29 protein-coding genes are annotated in these 25,603 nt (G+C 56.5%); 15 read left to right on the top strand and 14 right to left on the bottom strand.

Going from position 1 to position 25,603, the window contains the following annotated elements; translation table 11 throughout:
- Positions 1–198: 198 nt before the first annotated feature.
- The 3 genes from proS to BSK21_RS08310 all read left to right on the top strand — a co-directional run bounded on the left by proS (position 199) and on the right by BSK21_RS08310 (position 3,660).
- Positions 199–1,554 carry a proline--tRNA ligase gene (gene proS / locus BSK21_RS08320; RefSeq protein WP_067546602.1) on the top strand — a complete coding sequence of 452 codons (1,356 nt, stop codon included), beginning with the start codon at positions 199–201 and terminating at the stop codon, positions 1,552–1,554.
- 128 nt (positions 1,555–1,682) lie between these two features.
- A complete protein-coding gene (locus BSK21_RS08315) occupies positions 1,683–2,984 on the top strand; it encodes an ABC transporter permease (RefSeq protein ID WP_067545955.1) in 1,302 nt (433 codons plus the stop codon).
- Positions 2,977–3,660, top strand: a complete 684-nt coding sequence (locus BSK21_RS08310; protein ID WP_067545952.1) for an ABC transporter ATP-binding protein — start codon at positions 2,977–2,979, stop codon at positions 3,658–3,660. Before BSK21_RS08315 ends, BSK21_RS08310 begins: the two co-directional genes overlap by 8 nt.
- Here BSK21_RS08310 and BSK21_RS08305 read toward each other — a convergent pair.
- Positions 3,644–4,078, bottom strand: a complete 435-nt coding sequence (locus BSK21_RS08305) for a DMT family transporter (RefSeq protein ID WP_067545948.1) — start codon at positions 4,076–4,078, stop codon at positions 3,644–3,646. The genes BSK21_RS08310 and BSK21_RS08305 overlap by 17 nt on opposite strands.
- A gap of 118 nt (positions 4,079–4,196) precedes the next feature.
- Between BSK21_RS08305 and BSK21_RS08300 the strand changes: the two genes are divergently transcribed.
- Positions 4,197–4,565: a cytochrome c gene (locus BSK21_RS08300; protein ID WP_067545945.1), complete on the top strand. Its 369-nt coding sequence runs from the start codon at positions 4,197–4,199 to the stop codon at positions 4,563–4,565.
- Between the two features lie 7 nt (positions 4,566–4,572).
- On the opposite strand, the gene BSK21_RS08295 is transcribed toward BSK21_RS08300, so the two are convergent.
- Together BSK21_RS08295 and parE are read right to left on the bottom strand one after the other, a co-directional pair.
- Positions 4,573–5,370: a TIR domain-containing protein gene (locus BSK21_RS08295; protein WP_074038996.1), complete on the bottom strand. Its 798-nt coding sequence runs from the start codon at positions 5,368–5,370 to the stop codon at positions 4,573–4,575.
- 65 nt (positions 5,371–5,435) lie between these two features.
- Positions 5,436–7,394, bottom strand: a complete 1,959-nt coding sequence (gene parE, locus BSK21_RS08290; RefSeq protein WP_067545938.1) for a DNA topoisomerase IV subunit B — start codon at positions 7,392–7,394, stop codon at positions 5,436–5,438.
- 156 nt (positions 7,395–7,550) lie between these two features.
- Here parE and BSK21_RS08285 point away from each other — a divergent pair, with 156 nt between their 5' ends.
- The gene (locus BSK21_RS08285; RefSeq protein ID WP_067545935.1) at positions 7,551–8,060 is read left to right on the top strand and encodes a DUF2867 domain-containing protein; all 510 of its coding nucleotides are present in this window, start codon (positions 7,551–7,553) and stop codon (positions 8,058–8,060) included.
- Here the strand turns inward: BSK21_RS08285 and BSK21_RS08280 are convergent.
- Positions 8,057–8,944 carry a LysR family transcriptional regulator gene (locus BSK21_RS08280; protein WP_067545932.1) on the bottom strand — a complete coding sequence of 296 codons (888 nt, stop codon included), beginning with the start codon at positions 8,942–8,944 and terminating at the stop codon, positions 8,057–8,059. The two genes, BSK21_RS08285 and BSK21_RS08280, sit on opposite strands and share 4 nt — an antisense overlap.
- Positions 8,941–9,612 (bottom strand): DUF2461 domain-containing protein, encoded by a 672-nt coding sequence (locus tag BSK21_RS08275; protein ID WP_067545929.1) that lies wholly within the window; start codon positions 9,610–9,612, stop codon positions 8,941–8,943. Before BSK21_RS08275 ends, BSK21_RS08280 begins: the two co-directional genes overlap by 4 nt.
- Positions 9,613–9,695: 83 nt before the next feature.
- On the opposite strand from BSK21_RS08275, the gene BSK21_RS08270 reads away from it, so the two are divergent.
- Positions 9,696–11,048 (top strand): MATE family efflux transporter, encoded by a 1,353-nt coding sequence (locus tag BSK21_RS08270; protein ID WP_074038995.1) that lies wholly within the window; start codon positions 9,696–9,698, stop codon positions 11,046–11,048.
- Here BSK21_RS08270 and BSK21_RS08265 read toward each other — a convergent pair whose 3' ends face one another.
- The gene (locus BSK21_RS08265; protein WP_067545923.1) at positions 11,049–11,474 is read right to left on the bottom strand and encodes a hypothetical protein; all 426 of its coding nucleotides are present in this window, start codon (positions 11,472–11,474) and stop codon (positions 11,049–11,051) included.
- 6 nt (positions 11,475–11,480) lie between these two features.
- Positions 11,481–12,683 (bottom strand): pyridoxal phosphate-dependent aminotransferase, encoded by a 1,203-nt coding sequence (locus BSK21_RS08260; RefSeq protein ID WP_067546595.1) that lies wholly within the window; start codon positions 12,681–12,683, stop codon positions 11,481–11,483.
- A 79-nt stretch (positions 12,684–12,762) separates the two neighbouring features.
- Between BSK21_RS08260 and BSK21_RS08255 the strand changes: the two genes are divergently transcribed.
- The 3 genes from BSK21_RS08255 to BSK21_RS08245 all read left to right on the top strand — a co-directional run bounded on the left by BSK21_RS08255 (position 12,763) and on the right by BSK21_RS08245 (position 14,037).
- Positions 12,763–13,143: a helix-turn-helix transcriptional regulator gene (locus BSK21_RS08255; protein ID WP_067545920.1), complete on the top strand. Its 381-nt coding sequence runs from the start codon at positions 12,763–12,765 to the stop codon at positions 13,141–13,143.
- 2 nt (positions 13,144–13,145) lie between these two features.
- Positions 13,146–13,421 (top strand): succinate dehydrogenase assembly factor 2, encoded by a 276-nt coding sequence (locus tag BSK21_RS08250; RefSeq protein ID WP_067545917.1) that lies wholly within the window; start codon positions 13,146–13,148, stop codon positions 13,419–13,421.
- A gap of 163 nt (positions 13,422–13,584) precedes the next feature.
- A complete protein-coding gene (locus tag BSK21_RS08245; protein WP_074039062.1) occupies positions 13,585–14,037 on the top strand; it encodes a MarR family winged helix-turn-helix transcriptional regulator in 453 nt (150 codons plus the stop codon).
- Here BSK21_RS08245 and BSK21_RS08240 read toward each other — a convergent pair.
- Genes BSK21_RS08240 through BSK21_RS08225 form a run of 4 tightly spaced genes read right to left on the bottom strand, consistent with a single transcriptional unit; the run spans position 14,031 to position 17,546 of the window.
- A complete protein-coding gene (locus BSK21_RS08240; protein WP_067545911.1) occupies positions 14,031–14,717 on the bottom strand; it encodes a DUF1194 domain-containing protein in 687 nt (228 codons plus the stop codon). The genes BSK21_RS08245 and BSK21_RS08240 overlap by 7 nt on opposite strands.
- Entirely contained in the window at positions 14,701–15,129 is a 429-nt protein-coding gene (locus BSK21_RS08235; RefSeq protein WP_067545908.1) for a VOC family protein, read from the bottom strand. The genes BSK21_RS08240 and BSK21_RS08235 overlap by 17 nt, the downstream gene beginning before the upstream one ends.
- A 58-nt stretch (positions 15,130–15,187) precedes the next feature.
- A complete protein-coding gene (locus BSK21_RS08230) occupies positions 15,188–16,570 on the bottom strand; it encodes a hypothetical protein (RefSeq protein WP_067545906.1) in 1,383 nt (460 codons plus the stop codon).
- Positions 16,560–17,546 carry a hypothetical protein gene (locus BSK21_RS08225; RefSeq protein WP_067545903.1) on the bottom strand — a complete coding sequence of 329 codons (987 nt, stop codon included), beginning with the start codon at positions 17,544–17,546 and terminating at the stop codon, positions 16,560–16,562. The genes BSK21_RS08230 and BSK21_RS08225 overlap by 11 nt, the downstream gene beginning before the upstream one ends.
- Before the next feature lie 186 nt (positions 17,547–17,732).
- Here BSK21_RS08225 and thyX point away from each other — a divergent pair, with 186 nt between their 5' ends.
- On the top strand, positions 17,733–18,641 hold the full coding sequence (gene thyX / locus BSK21_RS08220) for an FAD-dependent thymidylate synthase (RefSeq protein WP_067545900.1): 909 nt from the start codon (positions 17,733–17,735) through the stop codon (positions 18,639–18,641).
- Positions 18,642–18,860: 219 nt separating this feature from the next.
- Positions 18,861–19,358 (top strand): BLUF domain-containing protein, encoded by a 498-nt coding sequence (locus BSK21_RS08215; protein WP_067545897.1) that lies wholly within the window; start codon positions 18,861–18,863, stop codon positions 19,356–19,358.
- Positions 19,359–19,364: 6 nt separating this feature from the next.
- On the opposite strand, the gene BSK21_RS08210 is transcribed toward BSK21_RS08215, so the two are convergent.
- Positions 19,365–19,574: a cold-shock protein gene (locus BSK21_RS08210; RefSeq protein WP_067545895.1), complete on the bottom strand. Its 210-nt coding sequence runs from the start codon at positions 19,572–19,574 to the stop codon at positions 19,365–19,367.
- Positions 19,575–19,750: 176 nt separating this feature from the next.
- Between BSK21_RS08210 and BSK21_RS08205 the strand changes: the two genes are divergently transcribed.
- Complete coding sequence (locus BSK21_RS08205) at positions 19,751–20,077, top strand: arsenate reductase family protein (RefSeq protein ID WP_067545892.1); 327 nt, start codon at positions 19,751–19,753, stop codon at positions 20,075–20,077.
- Between the two features lie 60 nt (positions 20,078–20,137).
- Positions 20,138–20,506: a hypothetical protein gene (locus BSK21_RS08200; RefSeq protein ID WP_067545889.1), complete on the top strand. Its 369-nt coding sequence runs from the start codon at positions 20,138–20,140 to the stop codon at positions 20,504–20,506.
- A 32-nt stretch (positions 20,507–20,538) separates the two neighbouring features.
- Here the strand turns inward: BSK21_RS08200 and thrS are convergent, their stop codons facing one another.
- The gene (gene thrS / locus BSK21_RS08195; RefSeq protein WP_067545886.1) at positions 20,539–22,485 is read right to left on the bottom strand and encodes a threonine--tRNA ligase; all 1,947 of its coding nucleotides are present in this window, start codon (positions 22,483–22,485) and stop codon (positions 20,539–20,541) included.
- A gap of 159 nt (positions 22,486–22,644) precedes the next feature.
- Here thrS and BSK21_RS08190 point away from each other — a divergent pair, with 159 nt between their 5' ends.
- Together BSK21_RS08190 and BSK21_RS08185 are read left to right on the top strand one after the other, a co-directional pair.
- Positions 22,645–23,388, top strand: coding sequence for a carboxylesterase (locus BSK21_RS08190; protein WP_067546592.1), 744 nt, complete (start codon positions 22,645–22,647; stop codon positions 23,386–23,388).
- A 124-nt stretch (positions 23,389–23,512) separates the two neighbouring features.
- Positions 23,513–24,220, top strand: coding sequence for an alpha/beta fold hydrolase (locus BSK21_RS08185; RefSeq protein ID WP_067545883.1), 708 nt, complete (start codon positions 23,513–23,515; stop codon positions 24,218–24,220).
- Between the two features lie 96 nt (positions 24,221–24,316).
- Here BSK21_RS08185 and phaZ read toward each other — a convergent pair whose 3' ends face one another.
- Positions 24,317–25,588 carry a polyhydroxyalkanoate depolymerase gene (gene phaZ, locus BSK21_RS08180; RefSeq protein ID WP_067546590.1) on the bottom strand — a complete coding sequence of 424 codons (1,272 nt, stop codon included), beginning with the start codon at positions 25,586–25,588 and terminating at the stop codon, positions 24,317–24,319.
- Positions 25,589–25,603 lie beyond the last annotated feature (15 nt).

Raw genomic sequence — 25,603 nt, 5'->3', positions numbered from 1 at the left:
GTCAGCTTTCTGGCCAGATAAATCAAGTCCTGCGCGGGGTTAGATGCGGGGTATGGGGCGCTGCCCCCGTCCACCTGCGGTGGCCTCCCCCGGGATATTTGCGGCACAAAGGCAGGGATCGCGAGGTCTGACTTGCCCATGGGGGCGGTTTCCGATAGCGGAAGGGGTAACCTTGTCATTAAATTGCTGGACCGTGATATGCGCCTTTCCCGCTACTTCCTTCCTGTTCTGAAAGAAAACCCTGCCGAAGCGCAGATTGTATCGCACCGCCTGATGCTGCGTGCCGGTATGATCAAGCAGCAGGCCGCGGGGATTTATTCTTGGCTGCCCCTCGGGTTCAAAGTTCTTCGTAAGATCGAGAACATCGTTCATGATGAACAGATCAAAGCGGGTCACATCCCGATGCAGATGCCGACGCTTCAGCCGGCGGATCTGTGGCGCGAGTCTGGGCGCTATGACGCATACGGCCCTGAAATGCTGCGGATGAAGGACCGTCATGACCGTGACATGCTGTTCTCGCCCACCGCGGAAGAGATGTTCACCGACGTGTTCCGCGCCCATGTGAACAGCTACAAGGACCTGCCGCTGACCATCTACCAGATCCAGTGGAAGTTCCGCGACGAAGTCCGCCCGCGGTTCGGCGTGATGCGTGGCCGCGAATTCTACATGAAAGACGGTTACAACTTTGACCTCACCAAAGAGGACGCGCTGCACGCGTATAACCGTCACCTCGTCAGCTACCTGCGCACTTACGAGCGTATGGGCCTGCAGGCGATCCCGATGCGTGCGGACTCTGGTCCGATTGGTGGCGATGACACCCACGAGTTCCTCGTTCTCGCGGAAACGGGTGAGTCCGAGGTGTTCTACGATAGCCAAATCACCGATCTGACCTTTGGCGATCGTGCGATTGACTACGATAGCCGTGAAGAGTGTCAGGCGGTTCTGGAAGAATTCACCAGCCGTTACGCCCGCACCGATGAGACCCACGATGAGGCTGCCTTTAACGAGGTGCCAGAAGAACGTCGTCGTGTGGCTCGTGGTATCGAAGTGGGGCAGATTTTCTACTTTGGCACCAAATATTCGGACGCCATGGGCGCAACCGTTGTCGACAACGAAGGCAACAAGGTTCCAGTTCACATGGGGTCACATGGCATCGGCGTATCGCGTCTGCTGGGTGCGATCATTGAGGCGAGCCACGACGAAAAGGGCATCATCTGGCCTGAAGGCGTGACCCCGTTCCACGTTGGTATCGTGAACCTGAAACAGGGTGACGATGCGGCGGATTCGGCCTGTGAGAGCCTCTATGCTGAGCTGACCGCTGCTGGGTTCGAGCCGCTCTATGACGACCGCAACGAACGCGCTGGTGGCAAATTCGCGACGATGGACCTGATCGGTCTGCCATGGCGCATCACTGTTGGTCCGCGTGGTCTGGCGAATGGCGTTGTCGAACTGACATCGCGTCGTACCGGCGAAAGCGTTGAGATGGCGCCCGCTGAGGCTATCGCGAAGATCAAAGAGATCTACGCAAAGCATCCGCACCCGAAAGGCGCGTAATCTGGGGCGGGGGCACTGTCCCCGCGCTATTCTGACTATTTTGGGCACAAAGGCGCGCAAGCCACGGGAGAGTGACTTGACCCTTTGTGCCCTTTCCATAAGGTCCGTTCCGACAGACAGGAGCCGTTATGACCGAACTGCCAAAGGCACGATCCACCGCACCGTTTTCCCGCTTTGAGTGGATGATCGCGTGGCGCTACATCCGCGCCCGCCGTGCAGAGGGTGGCGTTTCGGTGATGACGTGGATCAGCCTCATTGGCATCATGCTTGCTGTTTTTGCGCTGGTTGCGACTATGGCGATCCGGTCGGGATTCCGTTCTGATTTCGTGGATACGATCCTTGGCGCGAATGCCCATGTGACCGTCTATCAAACGATGGAGGTCGATCAGAACGGGCAGGTGAGCCGCACGATTTCAAACGCCGCCGATATGGCCGCGGCCCTTCGAGGCGTGGAGGGCGTGACCCGTGCTGCGCCGTTGGTGCGCGGTCAGGTCATGGCGAACTTTACCAACGCAAACGCAGGGGTAGAGGTTTATGGCATCTCCTACGACGATCTGCTGACCATTCCGCGCATCGTCGAACCTGAAGTCGCTTTGGGTGATATATCCCGCTTTGAGGATGGTATCGCGATTGGGTCTGGCGTGGCGCGCGAACTTGGCGTGACCATTGGTGACACGATAAAGCTGATTTCCCCGAATGGCACCCGCACCGCCTTTGGCACCAGCCCACGGGTGAGCGCCTATGAGGTGGTTTATATCTTTACCGCGGGCCGTTGGGACATCGACCGCACGCGGGTCTATCTGCCGATGGCGCAGGCGCAGTTGTTCTTTAACAAGGACGGTGTCGCAGACGAAATCGAAGTGATGGTCGAGAACCCAGAATCCGTCGATGATCTGCTGGCCCCGATCCTGATTGCGGCAGGGGATCGCGCGTTGATCTGGACGTGGCGCGACAGTGCGGGGGCATTCCTGCGCGCCCTCACGGTCGAGGATAACGTGATGTTCGTCCTCATGGCGATCCTCGTTTTGATCGCCTCCATGAACATCATTTCGGGCCTGATTATGCTGGTGAAAAACAAGGGCCGCGATATCGGCATCCTGCGCACCATGGGCCTGACCGAAGGGTCCGTCCTGCGCGTGTTCTTTATCTGCGGGGCGAGCATTGGGACCGTTGGCACCATTGCGGGCGTGATCCTTGGGTGTCTCTTTGCGATCTACATCGATCCGATATTTAGCCTGATTAACTATGTCTCTGGCGGTGGTGTCTGGGACCCGTCGATCCGCGGCATTTATCATCTTCCCGCCGAACTGCGCCTGTCGAATGTCGTCTCGGCGGTCGCGCTATCGCTCGGTCTGTCGTGGACGATCACCCTTTTGCCTGCACGCCGTGCAGCCCGCATGAACCCGGTGGAGGCGCTGCGCTATGAATAACACCCTCGCACTTTCGGGCATCACCAAGGGCTACAACCACGGAAAACCGAACGAAGTGCAGGTCCTGCGCGGCGTTGATCTGACGGTGCGCGAGGGCGAGGTGGTTGCCCTTGTCGCGCCCTCCGGTGCGGGGAAATCAACGCTCCTGCATATCGCGGGGCTTCTCGACACGCCTGATACGGGTACCGTGATGATCGGGGGCGAAGATATGACGGGCCTCTCTGATCGGCGGCGCACCGCGATCCGTCGGGCTGGGGTCGGCTTTATCTATCAATTTCACCATCTGCTGCCGGAATTCACCGCTCTCGAAAACATCACCCTTCCGCAGCTGGCCAATGGTGTCAGCGAACGCGCGGCCAAGGCGCGAGCGCTGGAGCTTCTCGATACTGTCGGGATTGCCGAACGTGCGTCTCATCGTCCTGCGGCACTCTCGGGTGGCGAACAGCAGCGTGTCGCGTTTTGTCGGGCGCTCGCCAATGGGCCTGCGCTGCTTCTCGCGGATGAGCCGACGGGGAACCTCGACCCTGACACCTCTGATCGCGTATTTGAGGCGCTGATGACGCTCGTTCGTGCGACGGGCCTCTCGGCCCTCATCGCCACGCACAACCACGACCTCGCGGCGCGGATGGACCGTATTGTGCGCCTCGACGCGGGTGCTGTTACACCTTCTGTGTAACGAAAACACCCACAGCCATGATCGCGATCCCTGCCGCGCGGGTCAGGGAGATCGGCGTCTGGTTCGCGCCAAACAGCCCAAAATGGTCAATCGCCGCGGCCGAAATCAACTGGCCGATCAGCACAAGAAATACAGCGTTGCCGATGCCGATCTTTGGCGCGATCCACGTGATCGACAGCAGGTAAAAGGCGATCAGGAACCCTGCGAGGAACAAATGTTTCGGTGCGCTCAACAGTTTGCCGTAGCCCTCTGGCCCCGTGAACAAGGCCACCACCAGCGCGACGCAGAACGCGACAATGAACAGCACCGAGCCCGCCGCCGCAGGTGACCCGATTGTGCGCCCCAGAGCCGCGTTTAAAGCTGCCAAAACGGGGACGCCGATCCCTGCGAATAGCATCACAATATACGAACTGTTCATGAAAATTCCTCCTGCCCCTGCGGGACGTTAGACCGATCGGACAGGGGCGTGCAATTCCTGTTTACCTTTGCCCCGCGCTTTGGGACAATAGGGGTAACAAACACAGGGGAGAGCAGTCATGAAACCCGCCATTATCCTTCTTGCCGCTTTTGGTCTGTCCGCCTGCGTCGAAGAGGTCGCGGATGGCCGCAAGATATTCGCCGACGAATGTGCCGCCTGCCATGGTGAGGATGCCAAGGGGAACGGCTTTGCCGCCGCTGGCCTCGCGAAAATGCCGCCCGATTTGACCCAGATTGCAGCCCGTAACGGTGGCATTTTTGACGTGAACGCGGTGATGAGCACCATCGACGGCCTGCACCACTCCCCCGACAACCCGATGCCAGAGTTCGGAGCGGGCGACATGGGCGAGATCATCATGGTCGACCGCACCCCCGTGCCCGCCGAGTTGCTGGCCCTTGCAGGGTATCTGGAGAGCATTCAGGAGTGAAATATCCTTAGAATGGGATATAGGACTCGTTAATTTTGGATAACTCGGAAATACGTTCGGCATAGTATTCAAAATTGCTGCTTCTTCGAGCCATATGATGCAGGACTGGCATCGATTGGCGAACTGATTGTTGAATTTGTGTGTTTTGAATTGTTGTGTTTTCGAGCGCAATGAGCGTGATGTTTTCAAATAGATCATCAAGCGCATCCGTTTCGATGCCAGTATTTCTTGGAGATGACTTGAAATTTTTGCGGGTCATCGCGAGAATTTCTTCTAGTATATCGCGATCGCTTCTAATTTCTGTAGGTTCAGAGGCGCTTTTTAAATTAAGTATTTCGTTGATTTTTTCATCAAGATCTGGCCACCATTTTTCGAATACGATTGAAAACGTCTCTGTTGGTAAAGCATGCTCGCCACCAGTTCGGTTAATGCTAGACATCAACCTTTTGAAATCTTCTTTTTCGAAGTTAGTATTTTGCAAGGTTCCGAGAGGGCCCGGTAAATCGGCGTCTGAAACGCCAAACTTTAGCGAACTTACTTTTGCCGCATCCAAGTTTTTAGAAAGAGCCCCTGCTTCAAAAAGCAACCAGGGTTTATTTAAATTATCGGAGGTTAGGCAAATAATGCCTACATTTGTTTCAGCTAGTTTCGTAGAAATCTCTTCACTCCATTTTCTGCCTTTTTCAATGTCAGATGGGGTAAAGTATGGTCGAGCAAATTGCAGAACGGATGGTATCCATTGCTTGAGTTCATTCGCAATTTTTTGGCTTTTTTCGCCGCTCCAGCTTAAAAATACAGTTGTCATGCATCACTCTAAGTTAATTTTTTAGTGATGTTACGCAACCTCAGGGTGTTTTGGCAACTCCTTAATCAAACATCCAACTCTTCAACAAACCGCGCATTCTCCTGAATATACTGGAACCGTAGTTCTGGTTTTTTGCCCATGAGGCGTTCGACCAGATCGCCGGTTTCGCCCGGTTCGTCCTCGTCGATGGTGACGCGGATGAGTTTGCGGGACGCGGGGTCCATGGTGGTCTCTTTGAGGTCTTTGGCGTCCATTTCGCCTAAGCCTTTAAAGCGGGACACATCCATTTTGCCCTTACCGCCAAGCCCTTTTTCCAGCACGGCGTTCTTTTCGGCCTCGTCCAGACAGTAGACGCGCTTTGCCCCTTGGGTGACGCGGAACAGCGGCGGGCAAGCGAGGTAGAGGTGCCCGTGGTCAATCATCGGACGCATCTGGGTAAAGAAGAACGTCATCAAGAGCGAGGCAATGTGCGCCCCGTCCACGTCCGCGTCGGTCATGATGATGACCTTGTCATACCGCAGATCATCGACGTTGAATTTCGTGCCCAGCCCAACGCCGAGCGCTTGGGTCAGGTCGCTGATCTCTTGGTTTGTGCCGAGTTTGTTCGACGCGGCGCCAAGGACGTTCAGGATTTTACCACGCAGCGGCAGGAGCGCTTGGGTCTTGCGATCCCGCGCCATTTTCGCAGAGCCCCCCGCAGAGTCACCTTCCACGATGAACAGCTCGGTGCCCTCGCGGTTGGTCGCCGAACAATCGACGAGTTTCCCCGGTAGGCGGAGTTTTTTGGTCGCCGTTTTGCGCTGTGTCTCTTTTTCCTGACGGCGGCGCAGACGTTCTTCGGCACGTAGAACCAGAAAATCAAGGATCGCGCCCGCCGATTTGGTATCGGCCGCAAGCCAGTTGTCAAAGTGGTCGCGAACAGAGTTTTCCACCCATTTCGCAGCTTCTTCAGTCGACAGTCGGTCTTTGGTCTGGCCGACGAAAGAGGGCTCTCGGATAAAGATAGATAAGAGAGCACAGCCGCCGGTGATCAGGTCCTCACGGGTGATTTGCGCGGCTTTTTTGTTACTCACTAGGTCTCCGTAGGCGCGGATGCCCTTGAGGATCGCAGCCCAGAACCCCGTTTCATGGGTGCCGCCTTCGGGCGTGGGAACGGTGTTGGTGTAGGAATGGAGGTAGCCATCGCGCGACGGCGTCCAGTTGATCGCCCATTCGACCGACCCCGGCACGCCGAATTTCTCTTCAAAGCTGACTTTACCAGCGAAGGGTTTTTCGGAATAGGTGCTGACCCCTTCGAGCGATTCATTGAGGAAGTCCGACAGGCCGTTCGGGAAACGGAACGTGGCCTCGGTCGGGGTTTCCCCGTCGTCGATTTCAGATTTCCAGCGGATTTCAACGCCAGAGAACAGGTAGGCCTTGGACCGCGTCATCTTGAACAGGCGAGCAGGTTTCAATTTCTGCGAGCCAAAGATGTCAGGGTCTGCGTGGAAGGTCACAGTCGTGCCGCGGCGATTTGGGGCTGCACCGATCTTCTCGATAGGGCCAAGTGGCACCCCGCGCGAGAACTTCTGTTCGTAGAGTTCTTTGTTTCGCGCGACCTGCACAATCATTGAATCCGACAATGCGTTCACGACCGAAGAGCCAACGCCGTTCAAACCACCAGAGGTCGAATAGGCCTTGTTCGAAAATTTACCGCCCGCGTGCAGAACGGTCAGGATCACTTCGAGCGCGGATTTACTAGGGAACTTCGGGTGGGGATCGACGGGCATCCCGCGACCGTTATCGCGCACCGAAATCGAGTAGTCCGCATGTAGTTCGACCTCGATCCGATTGGCGTGACCTGCAACGGCCTCGTCCATAGAGTTGTCGAGGATTTCTGCGACCATGTGGTGCAGCGCCCGTTCATCCGTGCCGCCAATATACATGCCCGGACGCTTGCGGACAGGTTCAAGTCCTTCGAGGACTTCGATGGAGGATGCGTCGTAGTCGGTCGGCTCTGCGCCGGATAGAAGGTCGTCGGCCATATCGCTGCTCTTTGCTTTGTTGCCGCATATAGTGGCCTAACAGACGCGGAGGGGCAATCTCTGGTTTTGCTTTATCCACATGATGATCGAAACGGTCGTCGTTTTGTCGAGTTGAAAATTAGAACTTGTGTTATACTTTAGGGGTGAGGGGGTATAATGGCATCGCGCATCACCACTTTAACGTTAGAGACGAATGGACAGGTGCGACCTAATCCAGCCTCTATCATTGCGCCGTTGGAAGAGCTCGATTTCTTTGTGTCACTCGCGCAGCCGCTGCCTCATCCCATGACCGCGTGGGAGGTTTGGGCAAAGGCGATCGCCTCGTTGCCATGGTGGTCGCGGTTCATTCTTATGGTTCGCAACCTTGTTTTGTCACCGTTCGGGACGAAGCCATTCAAACCCGCCCAAATGGATATCGATTTTCCGCCGAAAAAAGGGGCGAGGATCGGTAGCTTCACCGTCGAAACCATCAATGATCACAAACTGTGTTTGATCGTGGATGATAAGGTGCGAAGGGGGATGCTCTGCATCACCATGTCCGCGGACCAAGAGGACGTTGTCCTCACAGGCTCCGCGATTTTGCACAACAGGTTTATGCGGTGGTATCTTGTGATCTTTGGAAAGATGATCATTCGCATCATCCGTTCCGCCGCTGCGCGGTTCTAGCGGCGTTTTGCGATGCGGGAGGCATAGCCCAAAAGCGCAGCCATCACGGGGGTCTGCGGGTCACGGTCGGCTGCAATCAACCCGATGCTATGGCTCCGCTCCGGCGCGGAGAGTGGCACAGACGTGAGGTCTTTGCCTGTCGTTAGGAACGCGGCAATCCGAAGGGGCAGGATTGTCACCCATTGCCCCGTTTCCACGTGGCTCACCAAAACCAAGGTAGAGTTGCTTTCGACGGTTGGGGTCGGGGTGATGCCCGCTGCAGCGAGGTTTTGGTTGATGATCCGTCGGTTCTGCATATCGGGTGTCAGTAGACACAGGGGCGCATCCGCCAGATCGGACCACTCCAGTTTTGACCGTTTTGCGAGGTCGGAACCCTTTTGGCAGATGACGGCGTAGTCTTCCTCATAAAGTGGGACAGTCGCCACGCGGCCCAAAGGTTCGTTGTCGAGGTAGGTAATCCCGCCGTCGATCTGCAGTCCCTCAAGCATATCGAGGATTTCAATCGACGACCGCGATAGGATCGTGAACCGCACGTTGGTGTGTTCTTTGGAAAAGGCCGAGGTCAGATCGGCCACCATCGGCAGGGCTGTCGGGATCACGGCCAAACGGATGTCACCAGACAGACCCTCGCGGGCGGCGCGCATCTCTTGTTTCATGACGCGCACGTCGCCCACGATCCGTCGCGCCCAATCCAACACGCGCGCACCTTCGGGGGTCAGGCCGCCGTAACGCGATCCGCGATAGACCAGCTGAACCCCCAACTGGTTCTCGAGCTGCTTGATCCCCGCAGAGAGCGTTGGCTGTGTGATCCCCAAACTTTCAGAGGCGTGTCCGAAATGTTCCTCGCGGGCGAGGGCGATGAACATCTCTAATTTGTCGATCATGCGCAGGCCACCGAAAGCAAAAGATCCCCAAGGGGTTTGAACTCCTTTAACCCGTCCATGATCCGATCGCAAAGGGGCCCAGTGCCGCCCAAGGGACGGGTCGCAATCACCGACTTAAGGCGCAAGAGGTCCGCATTCGGGTGATCAGGCGCAAAACCACGCGGCACCCGCACCAGTTCTGGATCGCGTAAGGCAAAGCCTGCCGTTTTCACCCCATCCATGATCCGCGCGACACGCGGCGCATCCAAATCAACGAACTTGCGCCAATCGTCGAGAACGTCTTTCTCCATCGCCATCATCCCGCCACCGATCCGGACTTGATCTGGTTCGATGCCAAAGAAATAGGCCACGGGCTGGCGCCCCTCGTTCACTTGCCAGAGCACATGCAGGTGCGTTTTGTAGGGCGTCTTGTCCTTAGAGAACCGCGTGTCCCGATGTGGGCGGAACAGTTTGGTGGTGACGGGATCGCCCAAAAGGTCGCTCAATCGCGGTGCAATTTCATCGAGCAGCGCAAGCGCGGTTGGCTTGATCGCTTTGTCATAGGTGGCGCGGTTTGCCTCCCACCAGTCTTTGGAATTGTTCGCAGCCAGCGCCTGATAAAACGGTTGGGCGGTCTCAATAAAAGTCTCGAAAGTCATAGCAGCACCACTGTCGTTCGCGGGGATCATGCGGTGTCGGGCGAGGGGTGTCTACTGACAAACGGAATTTGATCATATGGACGAAAATTGCAACTTGCCGTAATGCTGGTTCTATGAATCACACCCATCCTACCCTTCGTCAGGATATCCTGCCCCTGATCCGCCTTGGCATGCCCTTAGTCGGCAGCAGTATTGCGGCCTTTGCGATCCATATGACGGATACGATCATGTTGGGGTGGTATGACGTGACCGCGCTTGCGGCGGTGACATTGGGGTCATCGTGGTGGTTTATCCTCTATATTTTCGGGGCTGGTTTCGGCTTTGCCGTGATGCCCTTGGTCGCTGCGGCTGCCGCCGAAGGCGATGATACCCGCGCCCGCCGTGTGACCCGTATGGCATTCTGGTTGAGCCTCGCCTTTGCGGCAGTGGTTTTGCCGCTCTTGTGGTGGTCGGGGACCATTTTTCTTTGGATGGGTCAGCACGAGGTCATTGCCCTAGAGGCACAGAAATACCTTCGGATCGCGGGTTTTGGTATCGCGCCGGGGCTGCTCGTCGTCGTGCTGCGGTCTTATCTGTCGGCGCAGCATATGACGGCGATATTGCTATGGGTGACGTTGGGTGGTGTCGTTTTTAACGCGGGCGTGAATTACATCCTGATCTTCGGTAATTTTGGTGCGCCTGAGCTGGGGATCCGCGGGGCGGCGATGGCCTCTGTGTTGATCCAGACGATCACCATGATCGTGCTTGCGATCTATTCGAACCTCAAACTGCCAGAGATCAAACTGTTCCAGCGCATTTGGAAACCCGATGGCGAAGCCCTCTCGCAGATCTTTCGCATGGGTGTTCCGATTGGCCTGACGTCGCTGGCGGAAAGCGGTCTGTTTTCGGCCAGTGCTGTGATGATGGGCTGGATCGGGGAATTGGAACTGGCGGCCCACGGAATTGCGCTCCAACTCGCCGCATTGGCCTTTATGTTCCACGTCGGCATGAGCCAAGCGTCAACCATCCGCGCAGGTGGTGATTATGGCCGCAAGGATCAGGCAGGGCTTCGCCGCACGGCATGGGCCTCTGTGATCGTCGGGTTGAGCTTTGGAGTGATTGTTGTCAGTACCTTCCTCGCTCTCCCTGAAACGCTGGTCGGTCTCTTTGTTGATCCGTCAGAGCCGCAGCGCGTTGCCCTGATCGCCATTGCTGCCAAACTTCTGATGTTTGCAGCCCTGTTCCAATTCGTTGATGCGGGGCAGATCATCGCCTTGTCGCTCTTGCGCGGTGTGCAGGATACGGCGGTGCCGATGTGGCTTGCGACGATCAGCTATTGGGTGATCGGTTTGCCCGCAGGCTATATTCTGGCGTTTGTCTTGAGCTTGAACGAGGTCGGCCTATGGCTCGGCCTCTGCATCGGCCTTGGTATGGCGGCGCTGACGCTGATGTGGCGGTTCTGGGCGCGGTCAGTCAGGATCGGCTGATCAATCGTCGTCAGACACGTCCTCGCGACCCTTCATCAAACGATCGGCTTTCTTGCGGATCAGAACCGTCCGCAGGTCGTGCATCGCCATCAAAAGCGCGTCTGTCACGTCTTCGAGCTGGTCATCGGTCGCTTTGGTCTGCGCCCAATGGGTCGTCAAATTCATGTAGTCCACGGCACGGTGAATGTCGTCGATGTCCCGCGCCGCCAAAAGAGCGATCCGCGCTTCCATCCAGTCCTTAATCACCTTCACGTCTTCGGGGCTCAACTCCCGTGCGCCTTGGGCCTTAATCTCGCCATTGCGAATGTTCGCAACGGCGATCTGGTCCATCTCAATTCTGCGCTGCCGGTTTTCGGTATCCACTTTGAACACGGCCGCGCCATTGTCGCGCACGCGAAAGTAATACTCGGGTAATTCAGTACTCATAGTCGCTTACCTTAGGCCTTCGCAGAACTGTTGAATGCGCGTGCAAGCCTTTGCCAAGGCCTCATCCGAGGTAGCGTAGCTGATGCGGAAATTCGGTGAAAGCCCAAAGGCCGATCCAAAGACTACCGCAACGCCCGTCTCTTCGAGAAGGGCGGTCGCAAAGGCTTCGTCCGTGTCAATCAATGTGCCCGCCGCGCTGGTTTTCCCAATGCAGGCCGAGATATCGGGGTAGACATAAAACGCACCTTCGGGCGTTGGGCAGTTCACACCTTTCGCATCATTTAGCATGCCCACGACCAAATCACGGCGACGCTGGAACAGGGCCTTGTTGTCCTCGATATAGCCTTGCGGGCCATTGAGCGCCTCGACCGCCGCCCATTGGCTGATCGAACATGGGTTCGAGGTGGATTGCGACTGAACCTTGCGCATACCCTTGATCAGCTCCTCTGGACCAGCAGCATAGCCAATCCGCCAGCCTGTCATCGCGTAGGCCTTGGACACGCCGTTCACGGTCAGGGTGCGGTCATAAAGACCCGGTTCGACCTGCGCTGGGGTGCAGAATTTGAAATCGTCAAAGACAAGGTGTTCATACATGTCATCGGTCATCACCCAGACATGTGGGTGCCGCATCAGAACATCCGTCAGCGCCTTTAGTTCGTCCCACGAATAGCCAGCGCCTGACGGGTTCGATGGCGAGTTAAAGAGGAACCATTTGGTCTTTGGCGTGATCGCCGCCTCTAGCTGCTCTGCCGTCAGTTTGAACTGGTTTTCGAGGGTGCATTCGACAATCACAGGCGTGCCACCGCCCAAAAGAACCATGTCGGGATAGGACACCCAGTAGGGCGCAGGAATGACCACCTCGTCGCCCGCATTCAGGGTCGCCATGAACGCGTTATAGAGAACCTGTTTACCGCCTGTGCCGACAGTCACCTGAGCGGGTTCATAGGATAGGCCGTTTTCGCGGCGGAACTTATCGCAGATCGCTTGCTTTAGTTCTGGGATGCCATCGACAGCCGTGTATTTCGTCTTGCCCGCGTTGATCGCAGCAATCGCGGCGTCCTTGATGTTCTGCGGCGTGTCAAAATCCGGCTCGCCTGCGGATAGGCCGATCACATCGCGCCCCGCGGCTTTCAGCTCTTGCGCCTTGGTCGTCATCGCGATTGTGGGCGAAGGTTTTACGCGGGAAAGTGTCGTTGACAGAACGGACATGACGCCTCCGGTGGTCATTTGGGTCTCATGTGTCATAAGATGGCCCTGTAACCCAATCAAGCGGCAAGGAGCGCGGACGGTGGAAACTACAGAATGGTTTAGCGAAGATCAGGCAACTTTTGGTGATCGAGTGGCAGGGGCGCGAGAGGCAGCCCACCTTACCCAAAAACAACTCGCAGGAAAAATCGGGGTCAAGCTGACGACCCTGCGCGGATGGGAGGATGACCTTACTGAACCTCGCGCGAACAAACTCCAGATGCTGGCAGGTTTGCTGGGCGTTTCGATGACCTGGCTCTTGACGGGGCAGGGCGAAGGCCCCACAGAACCGACTGAGGGTGAAATTTCGCCTGGTGTCTCTGACATTCTGTCCCAAATCCGCGAATTGCGGGTGCAAATGCAGGACAACGTCAAAAAGATGGGCCAGCTGGAACGGCAATTGCGCGCCGCGCTGAAGGAGTAACAATGACTGAACCGCGTGACATTCGGATCAAACGTTTGGCGATGCGCTCTATGCGTCGCGGCATCAAAGAGATGGATTTGATCCTGTCGGATTTCGCAAGCCGCGAATTGTCCAATATGTCTGATGCGGACCTCGATCATTATGAAATCTTCATGGAAGAGGCCGATCTGGATCTCTACCAATGGATCAGCGGCCAAACTGAGGCCCCAGATCAGTTCAAAGAACTGGTGGCCCGTATTTCCGTTTCGGCCAAAGGCCTGACGGCGCCGCGCCAATAATATCGGTGGTGACGAAAATTCGTCGCCACCTTTAACCAAATCTTCTGATTCTTACCCCTAGATGGTCCCACTGACCGAAAGAGGAGTAAGAGGCATGAGCCTGATTTCCGAACTCGGGGTCCAGAAGGAAACCTCCGCAACTACGGCGCAGAATGCTGCCTTTATGAACAACTACCTTGAGTCCCTGTCGCTGGTCGAACGCCTGCACAGGTTGCTTCTGGATGTGATCAAAGACGAATTTGAACGCTTGGGCGTTCTGGAACTGAACCCTGTTCAAGCGCTCCTTTTGTTTAACGTGGGCGACAATGAGGTGACGGCGGGCGAACTCAAATCGCGCGGCTATTATCAGGGATCAAACGTCAGCTATAACCTTAAAAAATTGGTGGATGGCGGATTTATGCACCATCAACGCTGCTATGCAGACCGCAGGTCCGTCCGTGTCCGCCTGACCGAAAAAGGCCGACGCGTGCGTGATATCGTGTCCCGACTGTTCGCGGCACACTCGGAAGGATTGCAAAAACGCGGTGTGGTCGATCACGACGGCATGGATATGATCTCTGGCTCGCTCAAACGGATCGAACGGTATTGGACCGATCAAATCCGCTACATCTATTGATCGAGAGAGCCGAGCGCGAGGCTGCGCAATTCCCGCAACAACTTGCGGCGCATCGCGGCCTCGTAATCGTCATAGCTCGCTGCTGGTTCGACAAAGGCTTCTGGTCCGCGAATGACGTATGTTTTCCAGTAGGATAGTAGTCCTTCGTCATCCTCACCGCCGAGGATCACCAGCCCGTTGACGGTCATGCTGTCGACTTCGGGGATATCTTGGGGGCGCGGGCCTGTGTTGTTCTCGCCATCCCCTGATAGGTCGAGCGTGTGACGCCAGCAATTAGGCTGCTGGTCGAGCAACGCTGTGCCCGCCATCAGTGCCGATCCAATCGCGGTGGTCAGATCACTGGGCGCTGTCGAAACTGTGGTCAATCGTCCTGCGATGGCAGAAAGGTCAGAGGCCGAGGCGACCTCTGTCCACGGCAACAGGATGGTCGCCGTGTCTGGCCCGCTCCATTGATAGACCGACAGCCTGATCGGGGCCATCGGGTCCGACAAAATCGCCGCGCTGACCTCTGGCGCCAACAGAGCTGCCGCCAATCCATCGAGCTGGAGGCGATATTCCACCGCGTCCACGGACCCCGACACATCTAGCCCGAGGGCCAAGGCCTGTCGGCATTCCGCATAGGCAGGACAGCCCGCCCCAATCAGTGTAGCGGCGACGAGCGCCTTACCAGTGACCGACATTGTCCATGCTGGCCCAAGGTTCCGCAGGCGCGAGCCGTTCACCCGCTTGCAGCAGCTCAATCGATACGTTGTCGGGCGACCGCACAAAGGCCATATGCCCGTCGCGCGGCGGGCGGTTGATCGTCACGCCATTGTCCATAAGGTGCTGGCATGTCTCGTAAATATTCGGAACCTGATAGGCGAGGTGTCCAAAATGCCGCCCATCCGAGGGCAGCCCTTCATCGCCGTCCCAGTTGTAGGTCAGCTCGATCGGGCACTCCTCTTGGCCCTCTGGCGCCATGAACACGAGGCTAAACCGCCCCGCCTCATTGTCGATCCGACGTGTCTCGCGCAGACCCAAGAGCGCATAGAACGCCATGCTCTTTTCCAGATCCTTCACGCGCACCATCGTGTGCAAATACCGTAGAGTCATAAGTTTTCTCCCGAAACTGATTTGGTCAAACCCTAGCACTCCAGCCGACGAAGACCAGTTAGAATGAAGAGCGATAGCCAATCTCGATCCCCGTCTCTGATCGGGTAAAGCGGCTGATGTTGCTCTCTGTTTGAACAGACCGAAGGCTGATCACGGGCATGAAACCCGCGTAGGTCATGTTGGGAAAAGCAGCCTCGATCACGGCAAAGGACGTTTCGTCCCGCCGTTCGCCTGAAAACACAGGCGGTAGGGCGTAATCGTCATAAAGTGTGACCGCACGACCAACGGACGCCTGTAGTTGCACGGGTTTGCCCTGCATGTTTGGGGCAAAACTCGCGTATAGGCTTGAGGCGGTATTGGCTCGGTTTGCGGTCGGGCTTTCTGTTATCGTGTGATTGACGCCTGCGCTCCAACGCCCTTGGGCGATCCCCGTCTGAGCGATTGCAGTGATGCCCGCGCCGAACGTCGTCACCTCATCATCGTTTCCGCTGCCCGTCTGATCGAACCGCATCTCTTGACGGACCGTCGCGCTGAGTGCTGCGTTATCAAGCAGCCCGTAGCTCAGCCCTGCGCCCAAACGGGCCAAATCATAGGATTTTGCATCTCCCGACCAAACCTGCCCAACCTCTACACTGGTGGTCGTCGTGAGGTCGTCCCATTTTTGCCGATGTTCAACGCCTGCGGTCAGGGAATAGGAACTGAGGTCCGCGTTGGTTAAATTGGGTGCGCTGGCTTGGGCCTCGTCAGACAGGAACACGTTTTGCGTCAGCAACTGTCCCGTCAAAGCGGTCAGGTGCTCTGACGATTGGTCAATGCGATAGCGCGCAGATATTCGCCCCGAGGCCACCGTGCCCGAAAGGGCCTGCGCCTCTGCGCTGAGTGTTCCAACCCAAGGCACACCATCAATCACGTTAAGCGCCGTGTCGCTGCCGCCGTTGACGTTGTCGGACCGCCTGACTGACACATTCGCACGAAACCACAGAGGATTTTGCGCGGCGACTTGTTTGTAATCTTGAGCTGTTTGCGCAGCGAGGCTCGGCAGTTCCGCATGGTTTGCGGCGCGTCTCAGCCAGAGTTGCGAGAGGGTGAACCGATTGTCGAGTTTCGCTGCGAGGGCGGCGATGCGGGCGGCCTCATGAGACTGCAACCCTGCCTCGGCCCGCAGGTAGGCGCGGCGGGCGGTGCTACGGGCCAATGGGTAATCGCCCGCCCGTATCAATCCCGTCGCCAAGATTGCCAAGGCATCCGCGTCGTCTGGGTCCGCATCCAAAAGCGCGAGCGCCAAGTCCATCGCAAAGCCAAAGTCACCCGACAATAGCGCCTGTCGTGCCATGACGTGCCCCTGAGCGAGCGAGATTTCGGCTGACTCTGCCAGCGCCACACTGCAAAGCGACATGCTCAGCGTGATGGCGCAGGCAAAGCGTCGAATGCTAGTTGTCATAGTCAGGGTTGACGGTCACACAAATTGGATCGTCACCAGTCAATCCGCACTGCGTTAGAACGAAAACACCATATTCATCGGCGTTCTCGACCCCGACGTGGTTTTCAACAAAAATACCACCCGCAACGCCTTCGGCATTTGCCCCACCAAACACACCACCGTAATTGCCGATCCCTGCTTGGAGCCGGTTTTGTGCCGCACCGTAGAATTCGCCCGAATCGTTGATGCTGGTGACTGTCAAAACAATATCTGGTAGAAAGCCATCGTCATATGTTGGAGTGTAATGGGGAAGTGGGGTATTGCCCCATTTACGATCGGTAATGATCCCGTTGATCAAATTATCTCCAAAGTCGACGTTCAAGAAGACATAGCCTTGGACTGTTAGTGTTTGTCGTGGCAGGACTTGATCGCCCACCTCAATCGTCGGTGTTAAAAGTAGTTCTCCTACCGCGCCCATGTTTGTCACGCCTGCGTAGCGACCTGCGTAGGATACAAGGCCATTGTCTGACCCTGTTAGAGAAGGAGTAGGGTTCACAAATTCCTCAAGCGCGGTGAACGTCGAGCCTGACATGTAAATATTAAATTGCCCACCGTCGGAGGCGACAGCCCCTTGAACAGTTCTGGCAAAATCCTGTGCGACAAATGCAGTGTAGTGTCTATCGAGTGGGTCGTCTTGATATGTGAAGGCGAGGTAGCCTTCGACGTCAAGTTGCGGTGTCCGATTGTAGGCTGCTAATGGATACTGACCATTTGTTTGGTCAAGGCCAGTTAGATCAACCGACAACGTGCGCTCATCAGGATCAAAAACCACGCCGCGCATGTCATCGGTCAGCTTCGAAAAATCGGTGGCGCTTTCTTCGTCAGCGCCCGTACCTGTGCCGGTATCCACCTCCGCTCTTTGAAACGGATTGGTCCCACTTCCGCCGCAGGCCGCGAGGGCGGTCAGGAGGGCAGACGTCAAAAGGAATTTGTGCATTACAGGACTCTGAAAAAACGTGCTTTGATGTTGATGGCGACAATCGACTTTAGGTTAGTCTGTGTCAACCATTCGGGTAGGTGAATTCTGTGCCTGTCGCGTATCAGACACGGAATATGGAGGTTTTGCCTTTGCCATCTGCAATATATAGTCACCCGCGAGTCACCAGTCCCCGAGGAGAGCACAATGTCCATTACCCCCGAACAAGAGGCCGAAGTTGCCGAGCTTCGCGCGACACCACGTCAAACGCTGCGGGCTGTTTCTGAGGGGATGGAACGCCATCTCTACACTATCAAACCAGTGCTGGATCATGGTTTCGTTCGGGTCGTGGATTACATGGGCGATGACGCTGCGATCTGTCAGGCGGCGCGCGTGTCCTACGGTAAAGGCACGAAATCGGTGCAAAACGACGCGGGTCTGATCCGTTATTTGATGCGCCACTGGCACTCGACCCCGTTCGAGATGTGCGAGATCAAACTTCACGTCAAACTTCCTGTGTTTGTCGCGCGCCAGTGGATCCGTCACCGGACGGCAAACGTGAACGAATACTCCGCGCGCTATTCGATCATGGATCGCGAATTCTACATCCCAGAGCCCGACGTTCTGGCCGCCCAGTCGGTGATCAACAACCAAGGCCGCGGTGAGGTTCTGACGGGTGAAGAAGCGGCTCGCGTTCTCGAATACCTCAAGGGCGATGCAGCACGCTGCTACGACCACTATCAGGAAATGATCTCTCAGGACGGCCAGCAGGGGCTTGCACGTGAATTGGCGCGGATGAACCTGCCTGCGAACATCTATACCCAGTGGTATTGGAAGGTGGACCTTCACAACCTGTTCCACTTCTTGCGTCTGCGGGCCGATAGCCACGCGCAATACGAAATCCGTGTCTATGCGGACGAAATCTGCAAGATCGTCGCGGATTGGGTGCCTGCCGCGTATCAAGCGTTCGAGGATTACCGCATGGGCGGCGCAACGCTCTCGGGCAAGGCTCTCGACTGTGTGCGGCGCATGCTTAAGGGCGAGTCTGTCACTCAGGAAAACAGTGGCATGAGCGCAGGTGAATGGCGCGAATTCCAAGCCGTTCTCGAAAACTGACGCTACTTTTCGCTTTGAAAAACCAATGCCTATCCTGTCTCGCAGGGTAGGCTTTTCCATATGTTACTTTTATCAGATTTTCTGATATAATACACGCTAAAGTGAAAAGTGATCTTTGGTGGTAACTTGCATTCCTGTCACAAATGAATATTTGGTAAAAGTTGACGTTGGGTAAGCTATCGTTTTGACGTAAAGCTAAACAGTCATCGGTCGTTACCCATGCCAAAGACCAATTTGCTGGAGATAAGTGTGCCTGAAGACAGCCAACAATTGATCCGTTTGATCTACGTGAGCGTTGCTGCCCCAGATATGGGAAGCGAGCAGATCGAACATATTCTGATCAAGGCGTCCAAGCGAAATGAGATCAAAGGTCTCACTGGCATGTTGATCTACGACGAGGGGCAGTTCTGGCAGGTTCTCGAGGGGCCGCTCGAGTCCGTTATGACAACCTTTGATAATATCCGTTCAGACAAACGTCACACTGATGTCACAACTCTCGTGACCGAGGATATCGTGAAACGCGAGTTCAAGACGTTCCGCATGGGAACACCTGGAAACGTGCGCAGTATCAACGATCCAGAACTTCATTCAAACGTTGATGCTGCGTTGGCACGTGAAAAGACGACCATTGCCAAAGAAGCCTCGCAACGGTTGGTGCGAGGATTCAGTCAGAATGGGCAGTGGTATCCGCTGATTGCTGAGCGGTCCGAGGGCTAACGCGGGTTAGCCTGCCGCCTTAAGGTTGCCTGCCATTTGGCGTCCATCACGGCCTTCAATCAGGTCGAATTCGACCTTTTGATTGTCTGCCAGTCCGGTCATGCCGGCTTGTTCAACAGCTGATACATGCACAAACACATCCTTGCCGCCACCATCGGGGGCGATAAAGCCATAGCCCTTGGTTGTGTTGAACCATTTTACAGTACCGCTAGCCATTGTCGTAACTCCTTCGTCGTCGGTTGCCCGTTTGGGCGTGGCCGTCACGATGGGCGCGCATTAAGTTGTGGCACCCACCGATCTGCGACTCAAAGCGTAACACGATTTTCCAAAAGACAAATGACAACCTTGCATTGAGGCGACATCTTGCGCGAAATGCCGAAAAAGGAGGCGAAATGAAGGTCTATTCCCTGAAGTCCTGCGACACTTGTCGCAAGGCGATCAAAGAAATGACGGCAGCGGGGCTCGACCCACAGGTGCAGGATGTGCGCGCGGATGGGTTGTCTGGCGATGATATCGCAGCGATTTTGGCGGCCTTCGGGGACAAGGCGGTGAACCGTGCCTCGACGACATGGCGCGGCTTATCGGACGAGGATAAAGCGCGTGATCCATCCGATTTGCTCGCAGAACACCCGACACTTCTCAAACGTCCGGTGATCGTTTCTGACGGTGTTTGGTATCAAGGCTGGTCGGCCGCCGTCAAAGCAAGCGTCATCGGCTAAGGGTGTTGTGGTGCGCTCGCGGCGTGCCTATGTAACCGTCATAGCAAACAGGAGCACGCCATGCGTAGCGCAGCCAAAGCTTTGGGTATTTTCGCCGGTGTTATCGGCATGATCATCGGGATTTTCAGCTTTGGCTATGTGTCCCTGACCGAAACTCATTCCGAAGTCGGAGAGATTTTCGGCGTCGTGACCAACCCCGCCTTTATCAAAGCGGCGAGCTTCCTCGGTCCGATCCTCGCGATCACGGGGGCTGGGATGGCAAAATACCGTGCCCTCTGGGGTGGGGGGCTTTTGCTGGTGTCTGCGGTGATGATGTATGCCGCGTTCGGCTTTAACTTTGCCACCATGTTCCCGATTGGGATGGCAGGCGTCGGCGGGATCCTCGCGATTGCAGCGGGCAAGCCAGACGAAGAAAAGGCGCACTTTTAAGCGCGCCTTTCCAAATTCTTAGAACGTTTTGATTACCGCAGATCGGGCGGGGTCGCCTCAACAGCGAGATCGGCGATGATCTGGTCGAGCGCCACAGTCTCGGTCTTGTTTTCACCCAGACGGCGGGCGGACACAGTGCGTTCCTCGACTTCACGTGCGCCGATAGCGAGGATGACAGGCACCTTGCCGAGGCTGTGTTCACGGACTTTGTAGTTGATCTTTTCGTTGCGGGTGTCTGCCTCGGCGCGGATACCACGCGCCTGCAGTGCCTCAACGACCTCAGCCACGTAACCGTCCGCATCCGACACGATCGACGCCACAACCACCTGACGCGGGGCGAGCCAGAACGGTAGCTTGCCTGCGTGCTCTTCGATCAGAATACCGATAAAGCGTTCGAACGATCCCAGAACCGCGCGGTGCAGCATGACAGGGCGGTGTTTGTCGCCGTCGGTGCCAATGTAAACCGCATCCAGACGCTCTGGCAGGTTCGGGTCAACCTGCAGGGTTCCGCACTGCCAATCTCGGCCAATCGCGTCGGTCAGAACGAACTCCAACTTCGGACCATAGAACGCACCTTCGCCTTCTTGGATTTCGTAGTTGTAGCCCGCGGCCTTACACGCGTCACCCAGAGCGGCTTCTACGCGATCCCAGCTCTCATCCGACCCAACACGTTTTTCAGGACGGGTGGAGAGTTTGATCTTCCAGTTGTGGAAGCCAAGGTCCGCGTAAATACCAGCGAGGAAGTCGATGAATTTCTTCGTTTCGGCTTCGATTTGGTCGTCGGTGCAGAAGATATGCGCGTCGTCTTGGGTAAAGCCACGTACACGCATGATCCCGTGCAGAGCGCCCGAGGGTTCATAGCGGTTGCACGACCCGAACTCTGCCATACGCAGCGGCAGGTCACGGTAGGATTTCAGACCGTGGTTGAATACCTGAACGTGGCAAGGGCAGTTCATCGGTTTCAGCGCGTTAACTGTTTTTTCACGAGCATGATCTTCGTCGACTTCAACGATGAACATGTTCTCTTGGTAGTTTTCCCAGTGACCTGAGGCTTCCCAGAGTTTGCGGTTCACGACCTGCGGGGTGTTCACCTCCACATAACCATCGCGGCGCTGCTGACGGCGCATGTAGTCTTGGAGCGTGGTGTAGATGGTCCAGCCGTTCGGGTGCCAGAACACCTGACCCGGTGCCTCTTCCTGCATGTGGTAGAGGTCCATTTCCTTGCCGAGCTTGCGGTGGTCACGCTTTGCCGCTTCCTCAAGCATGTTGAGGTGCGCCTTGAGGTCGTTGCGGTTTTTGAACGCGATACCGTAGATACGCTGCAACATCGGACGCGAGCTATCGCCGAGCCAATATGCACCTGCCACGTGGGTCAGTTTGAACGCATCAGCGGGCACCTGACCTGTGTTTTGCAAGTGCGGGCCACGGCAGAGGTCCTGCCAGTCGCCGTGCCAATACATCCGCAGGTCTTGGCCTTCGGGGATGCGGTTGACCAATTCGACCTTATAGGGCTCGTTGGTGTCCTCGTAATGTTTGATCGCGCGGGCGCGGTCCCAGACTTCGGTCTTTACCTCTTCGCGTGCGTTGATGATCTCTTTCATCTTCGCTTCGATTTCGCCGAGGTCTTCGGGGGTAAACGGTTCTTCGCGGTCAAAGTCATAGAACCAGCCGTAATCGCGAACAGGGCCAATGGTGACTTTGACATCTGGCCAGATCGCCTGAACAGCGCGGGCCATAATGTGTGCGAGGTCGTGACGGATCAGTTCCAGCGCAGGTTCATCATCCTGCATGGTGTTGATCGCAATCGCTGCGTCCTCGTTGATCGGCCACTGAAGGTCCCAATGCGCACCGTTCACAGTGGCAGAGATGGCCTTTTTAGCCAGCGAAGGGGCAATAGATGCGGCGACCTCAGCAGGGGTTACGCCTGCATCATAAGAACGCGAATTGCCATCGGGGAAGGTAAGGGAAATCTGGCTCATGGCCGTCTCCTCGTCAGTTTGGCGCCCACGGAACGCCCGGTTGCGGGTATATGGTTCGGGCTGCGTTTTGATCCTCGATTGATGACACGTCAAGCCCGCAGGCTTGCCATTCTGGGTCATCGAGGCAAATGTGGCGAAAAAATCAAAGAGAAAACCGCCATGACCGAGTATCTGACCACCCCAGAGGGTCGCCGCATCGCCTATAACCTCACCACAGGTCGCGCACCCTATGTCGTGTTTTGCGGTGGTCTAAAGTCCGACATGGAAGGCACCAAGGCGCTCGCTCTTGAGGAATGGGCTAAAGCATCGGGGCAGGGGTTCTTGCGGTTCGACTACTCTGGTCACGGCATCAGCGATGGCGACTTTGAGGATGGCTGCATTGGCGATTGGTTCGAAGACGCCAGCGCCGCGATCGATTTGATCGACGGTCAGGTTGTCTTGGTCGGCTCTTCTATGGGCGGCTGGGTGTCGCTGCTCCTGTCTCGCGAACGGGCGGATAAAGTCGCGGGGTTGGTCACAATCGCAGGTGCGCCCGACTTTACCGAGGACGGTTATTGGGCGGGTTTCTCTGACGATGAACGCGATACCATCATGACCAAAGGCCGCATCGAAATCCCGAACGAATATGTTGAGCCCTATGTCATCACCCGCCGCCTGATCGAGGATGGCCGCACCCGCCTGATCCTGCGCAGCCCACTGACTTTCCCATTTCCTGCGCGCATTCTGCAAGGCAGCGCGGATGATGTGGTCACGCAGGATGTGGCGGAGCGCCTTTTTGCACATGCGCAGGGCGACGATATCCAACTGACCGTCGTCAAAGGCGCGGACCATCGGTTCTCTGATCCGACCTGTCTGGCTCTGATCGAAAAGTCGGTTTGTGATATTTTGGAACGTATCGGCTAAATTGTGATCCATTGCCCTCTTCCCTCAAAGGGAGAGTTGCGCCATGATGCAGTTAAGACGGGTGAAAACACTCGCGAAAGACTGACGCAGGCAATTCCGCGGGTGACGCGGGGGCAGGACACCAATGACCGAACCAATGGTTCTTTTACCCGGCATTCTGTCGGATATCAGACTGTTTTTACCGCAGTTGACCGCTTTGGGTCGCGAGCGCCCAGTGATGGTTGCACCGACATGCCAAGGCGAGCGGATCGACGAAATCGCATCAAACCTCTTGCCCGGTTTGCCCCCGAAATTTGCCCTCGCGGGACATGGGTTTGGCGGCATGGTCGCGATGGAGATTTTGCGCCGCGCCCCAGAAAGGGTCACGCGGGTCGCGTTGATCTCGACCTCGCCGCTCCCCGAGACGCCACAGGATTCCGCCGAACGAGAGTTGCGGATTGTAGGCGCGCGGGCAGGGCGGTTTGAGGATATCTTGGCCAAGGAGGTTCCGATGGATGCCATCGGTGCAGCCCATCGCAAAGACATCTGGGGCAAACTGCAAACCATGGGCAAAGCGGGCGGGGCAGAGACCTATGTCCGCCAATGCCGCGCCATGCAGCGCCGCCGCGACCAGCAAAGCACCCTGCGTCGTATCAAACAGCCCGCGTTGTTGATCTGCGGGGCCGAGGACACCGTTTTTCCCGTAAAACGCCACGAATTTATGGCGCAACTGATCCCATATGCGCAGTTGGCTGTCTTGCCGGGTGTTGGTCATTTGCCAAGCTTGGAGGCCCCTGCCGCCTTTGGCGAAACCCTACGCACGTGGATGAAACAGCCCTTGGTTCTGCAGTAAAGCGGAGGGCGCTGCCCTCTTGGCCTGCGGCCAATTCACCTGGGATATTTGGGGCACAAAGGCAGCAAAAAGGGGCCCTGAGGCCCCTTTGTTCGTTTAGCCGTTAACGGCGACGACCTTGGGTTTCGCAGGCGCCGTGCCCGCATTCGCGTCGATAAAGTCGAGCACGAGTGGGCGGATGTTGTTGCGCCAGCTGCCGCCGGCAAAGATCCCGTAGTGACCAGCACCCGGTTCAACGTGCCATGCTTTTTTCTCGTCCGGCAGGTTGGTCAGGAGGTCCAAAGCGGCCTTGCACTGACCAGGGGCCGAGATGTCGTCCTCTTCGCCTTCGACGGTTTTCACTGCCACGGTCGTGATCTTAGAGATATCAACCTTGTGGCCGTTCACGGAGAATTCGTTACGGGCGATATCGCGGTTTTTGAACACGCGCTCGACGGTGGAGAGATAGAACTCTGCCGTCATATCCATCACGGCGAGGTATTCATCGTAGAATACGTTGTGTTTGTCGTGGTCCGAAGACTCGCCCTTGGCGGCGCGGAAGATCTGGTTTTGGAACGCTTCGGCGTGGGTCTGACCGTTCATCGAGATGAACGAGGCCAATTGCAGAAGGCCGGGATAGACCTTGCGACCAACGCCCGCGTATTTGAAACCAACGCGCTGGATCATCGTTTGTTCCAACTGGCCCATGGTGACTGAGTGGCCAAAGTCGGTCACTTCGGTCGGGGCGGCGCTGGGGTCAACGGGGCCACCGATCAGGGTGAGGGTCTTTGGCTGCGCCTTGGGGTCAAGTTCCGCCAAATAGGCGGTTGCGGCCAAGGTCAGAGGAACAGGTTGGCAGACGGCGATCACGTTAATATCGCTGCCCAAATGTTTCATGAAATCAACGAGGTAGAGGGTGTAATCCTCAACGTCGAACTTGCCTTCGCTGACGGGAATGTCGCGGGCATTGTGCCAATCGGTGGTGTAAACCTCGCAATCGGGCAGGAGGCTCATCACGGTTTTGCGCAGGAGGGTCGCGTAGTGGCCCGACATTGGTGCCACGAGCAGCACGCGACGTTTCATCGGCTTGCGGCCTGCCACCTTAAAGTGGATGAGATCGCCAAAGGGACGTTCGATGACCTTTTGCACCTGAACGATGTGGTCTTTGCCGTCGCCCGTCTGAACCGACGGGATACCCCAGTCGGGTTTTGCAACCATGCGAGAGAACGTCCGCTCTGTCACTTCGCCCCACGCACCGAGCCATTCGACCAGTGGATTGGAGGTCGCGGCCAATGCTGGATACGCGGCAAATGCACGCGCTGTCGCACCTAACCACTGATTAGTGTTACGAACGCTTTCCATAAGGTCGTAAGTGTACATATACTTCACTTGTAACGTCTCCTG

This window comes from Marivivens sp. JLT3646 (assembly GCF_001908835.1).
In the GTDB taxonomy this organism is placed as follows: Bacteria; Pseudomonadota; Alphaproteobacteria; order Rhodobacterales; family Rhodobacteraceae; genus Marivivens; species Marivivens geojensis.
The sequence above is the reverse complement of the archived record's forward strand: the minus strand, read 5'-3'. Positions and strand labels throughout refer to the sequence as shown.

What these genes read in the sequence shown, in the direction of transcription:
- BSK21_RS08250 (WP_067545917.1), top strand. Translation starts at nt 13,146, where the DNA reads ATGACTGAACCGCGTGACATTCGGATCAAACGTTTGGCGATGCGCTCT.
- BSK21_RS08300 (WP_067545945.1), top strand. Translation starts at nt 4,197, where the DNA reads ATGAAACCCGCCATTATCCTTCTTGCCGCTTTTGGTCTGTCCGCCTGC.
- BSK21_RS08215 (WP_067545897.1), top strand. Translation starts at nt 18,861, where the DNA reads ATGCCAAAGACCAATTTGCTGGAGATAAGTGTGCCTGAAGACAGCCAA.
- BSK21_RS08280 (WP_067545932.1), bottom strand. Translation starts at nt 8,944, where the DNA reads ATGATCGACAAATTAGAGATGTTCATCGCCCTCGCCCGCGAGGAACAT.
- BSK21_RS08225 (WP_067545903.1), bottom strand. Translation starts at nt 17,546, where the DNA reads ATGCACAAATTCCTTTTGACGTCTGCCCTCCTGACCGCCCTCGCGGCC.
- proS (WP_067546602.1), top strand. Translation starts at nt 199, where the DNA reads ATGCGCCTTTCCCGCTACTTCCTTCCTGTTCTGAAAGAAAACCCTGCC.
- BSK21_RS08235 (WP_067545908.1), bottom strand. Translation starts at nt 15,129, where the DNA reads ATGACTCTACGGTATTTGCACACGATGGTGCGCGTGAAGGATCTGGAA.
- BSK21_RS08265 (WP_067545923.1), bottom strand. Translation starts at nt 11,474, where the DNA reads ATGAGTACTGAATTACCCGAGTATTACTTTCGCGTGCGCGACAATGGC.
- BSK21_RS08245 (WP_074039062.1), top strand. Translation starts at nt 13,585, where the DNA reads ATGAACAACTACCTTGAGTCCCTGTCGCTGGTCGAACGCCTGCACAGG.
- parE (WP_067545938.1), bottom strand. Translation starts at nt 7,394, where the DNA reads ATGGCCGACGACCTTCTATCCGGCGCAGAGCCGACCGACTACGACGCA.
- BSK21_RS08230 (WP_067545906.1), bottom strand. Translation starts at nt 16,570, where the DNA reads ATGACAACTAGCATTCGACGCTTTGCCTGCGCCATCACGCTGAGCATG.
- BSK21_RS08240 (WP_067545911.1), bottom strand. Translation starts at nt 14,717, where the DNA reads ATGTCGGTCACTGGTAAGGCGCTCGTCGCCGCTACACTGATTGGGGCG.
- BSK21_RS08260 (WP_067546595.1), bottom strand. Translation starts at nt 12,683, where the DNA reads ATGTCCGTTCTGTCAACGACACTTTCCCGCGTAAAACCTTCGCCCACA.
- BSK21_RS08205 (WP_067545892.1), top strand. Translation starts at nt 19,751, where the DNA reads ATGAAGGTCTATTCCCTGAAGTCCTGCGACACTTGTCGCAAGGCGATC.
- BSK21_RS08270 (WP_074038995.1), top strand. Translation starts at nt 9,696, where the DNA reads ATGAATCACACCCATCCTACCCTTCGTCAGGATATCCTGCCCCTGATC.
- BSK21_RS08275 (WP_067545929.1), bottom strand. Translation starts at nt 9,612, where the DNA reads ATGATCCCCGCGAACGACAGTGGTGCTGCTATGACTTTCGAGACTTTT.
- BSK21_RS08200 (WP_067545889.1), top strand. Translation starts at nt 20,138, where the DNA reads ATGCGTAGCGCAGCCAAAGCTTTGGGTATTTTCGCCGGTGTTATCGGC.
- BSK21_RS08190 (WP_067546592.1), top strand. Translation starts at nt 22,645, where the DNA reads ATGACCGAGTATCTGACCACCCCAGAGGGTCGCCGCATCGCCTATAAC.
- BSK21_RS08295 (WP_074038996.1), bottom strand. Translation starts at nt 5,370, where the DNA reads ATGACAACTGTATTTTTAAGCTGGAGCGGCGAAAAAAGCCAAAAAATT.
- BSK21_RS08185 (WP_067545883.1), top strand. Translation starts at nt 23,513, where the DNA reads ATGACCGAACCAATGGTTCTTTTACCCGGCATTCTGTCGGATATCAGA.
- BSK21_RS08210 (WP_067545895.1), bottom strand. Translation starts at nt 19,574, where the DNA reads ATGGCTAGCGGTACTGTAAAATGGTTCAACACAACCAAGGGCTATGGC.
- BSK21_RS08310 (WP_067545952.1), top strand. Translation starts at nt 2,977, where the DNA reads ATGAATAACACCCTCGCACTTTCGGGCATCACCAAGGGCTACAACCAC.
- thyX (WP_067545900.1), top strand. Translation starts at nt 17,733, where the DNA reads ATGTCCATTACCCCCGAACAAGAGGCCGAAGTTGCCGAGCTTCGCGCG.
- BSK21_RS08305 (WP_067545948.1), bottom strand. Translation starts at nt 4,078, where the DNA reads ATGAACAGTTCGTATATTGTGATGCTATTCGCAGGGATCGGCGTCCCC.
- BSK21_RS08285 (WP_067545935.1), top strand. Translation starts at nt 7,551, where the DNA reads ATGGCATCGCGCATCACCACTTTAACGTTAGAGACGAATGGACAGGTG.
- thrS (WP_067545886.1), bottom strand. Translation starts at nt 22,485, where the DNA reads ATGAGCCAGATTTCCCTTACCTTCCCCGATGGCAATTCGCGTTCTTAT.
- BSK21_RS08315 (WP_067545955.1), top strand. Translation starts at nt 1,683, where the DNA reads ATGACCGAACTGCCAAAGGCACGATCCACCGCACCGTTTTCCCGCTTT.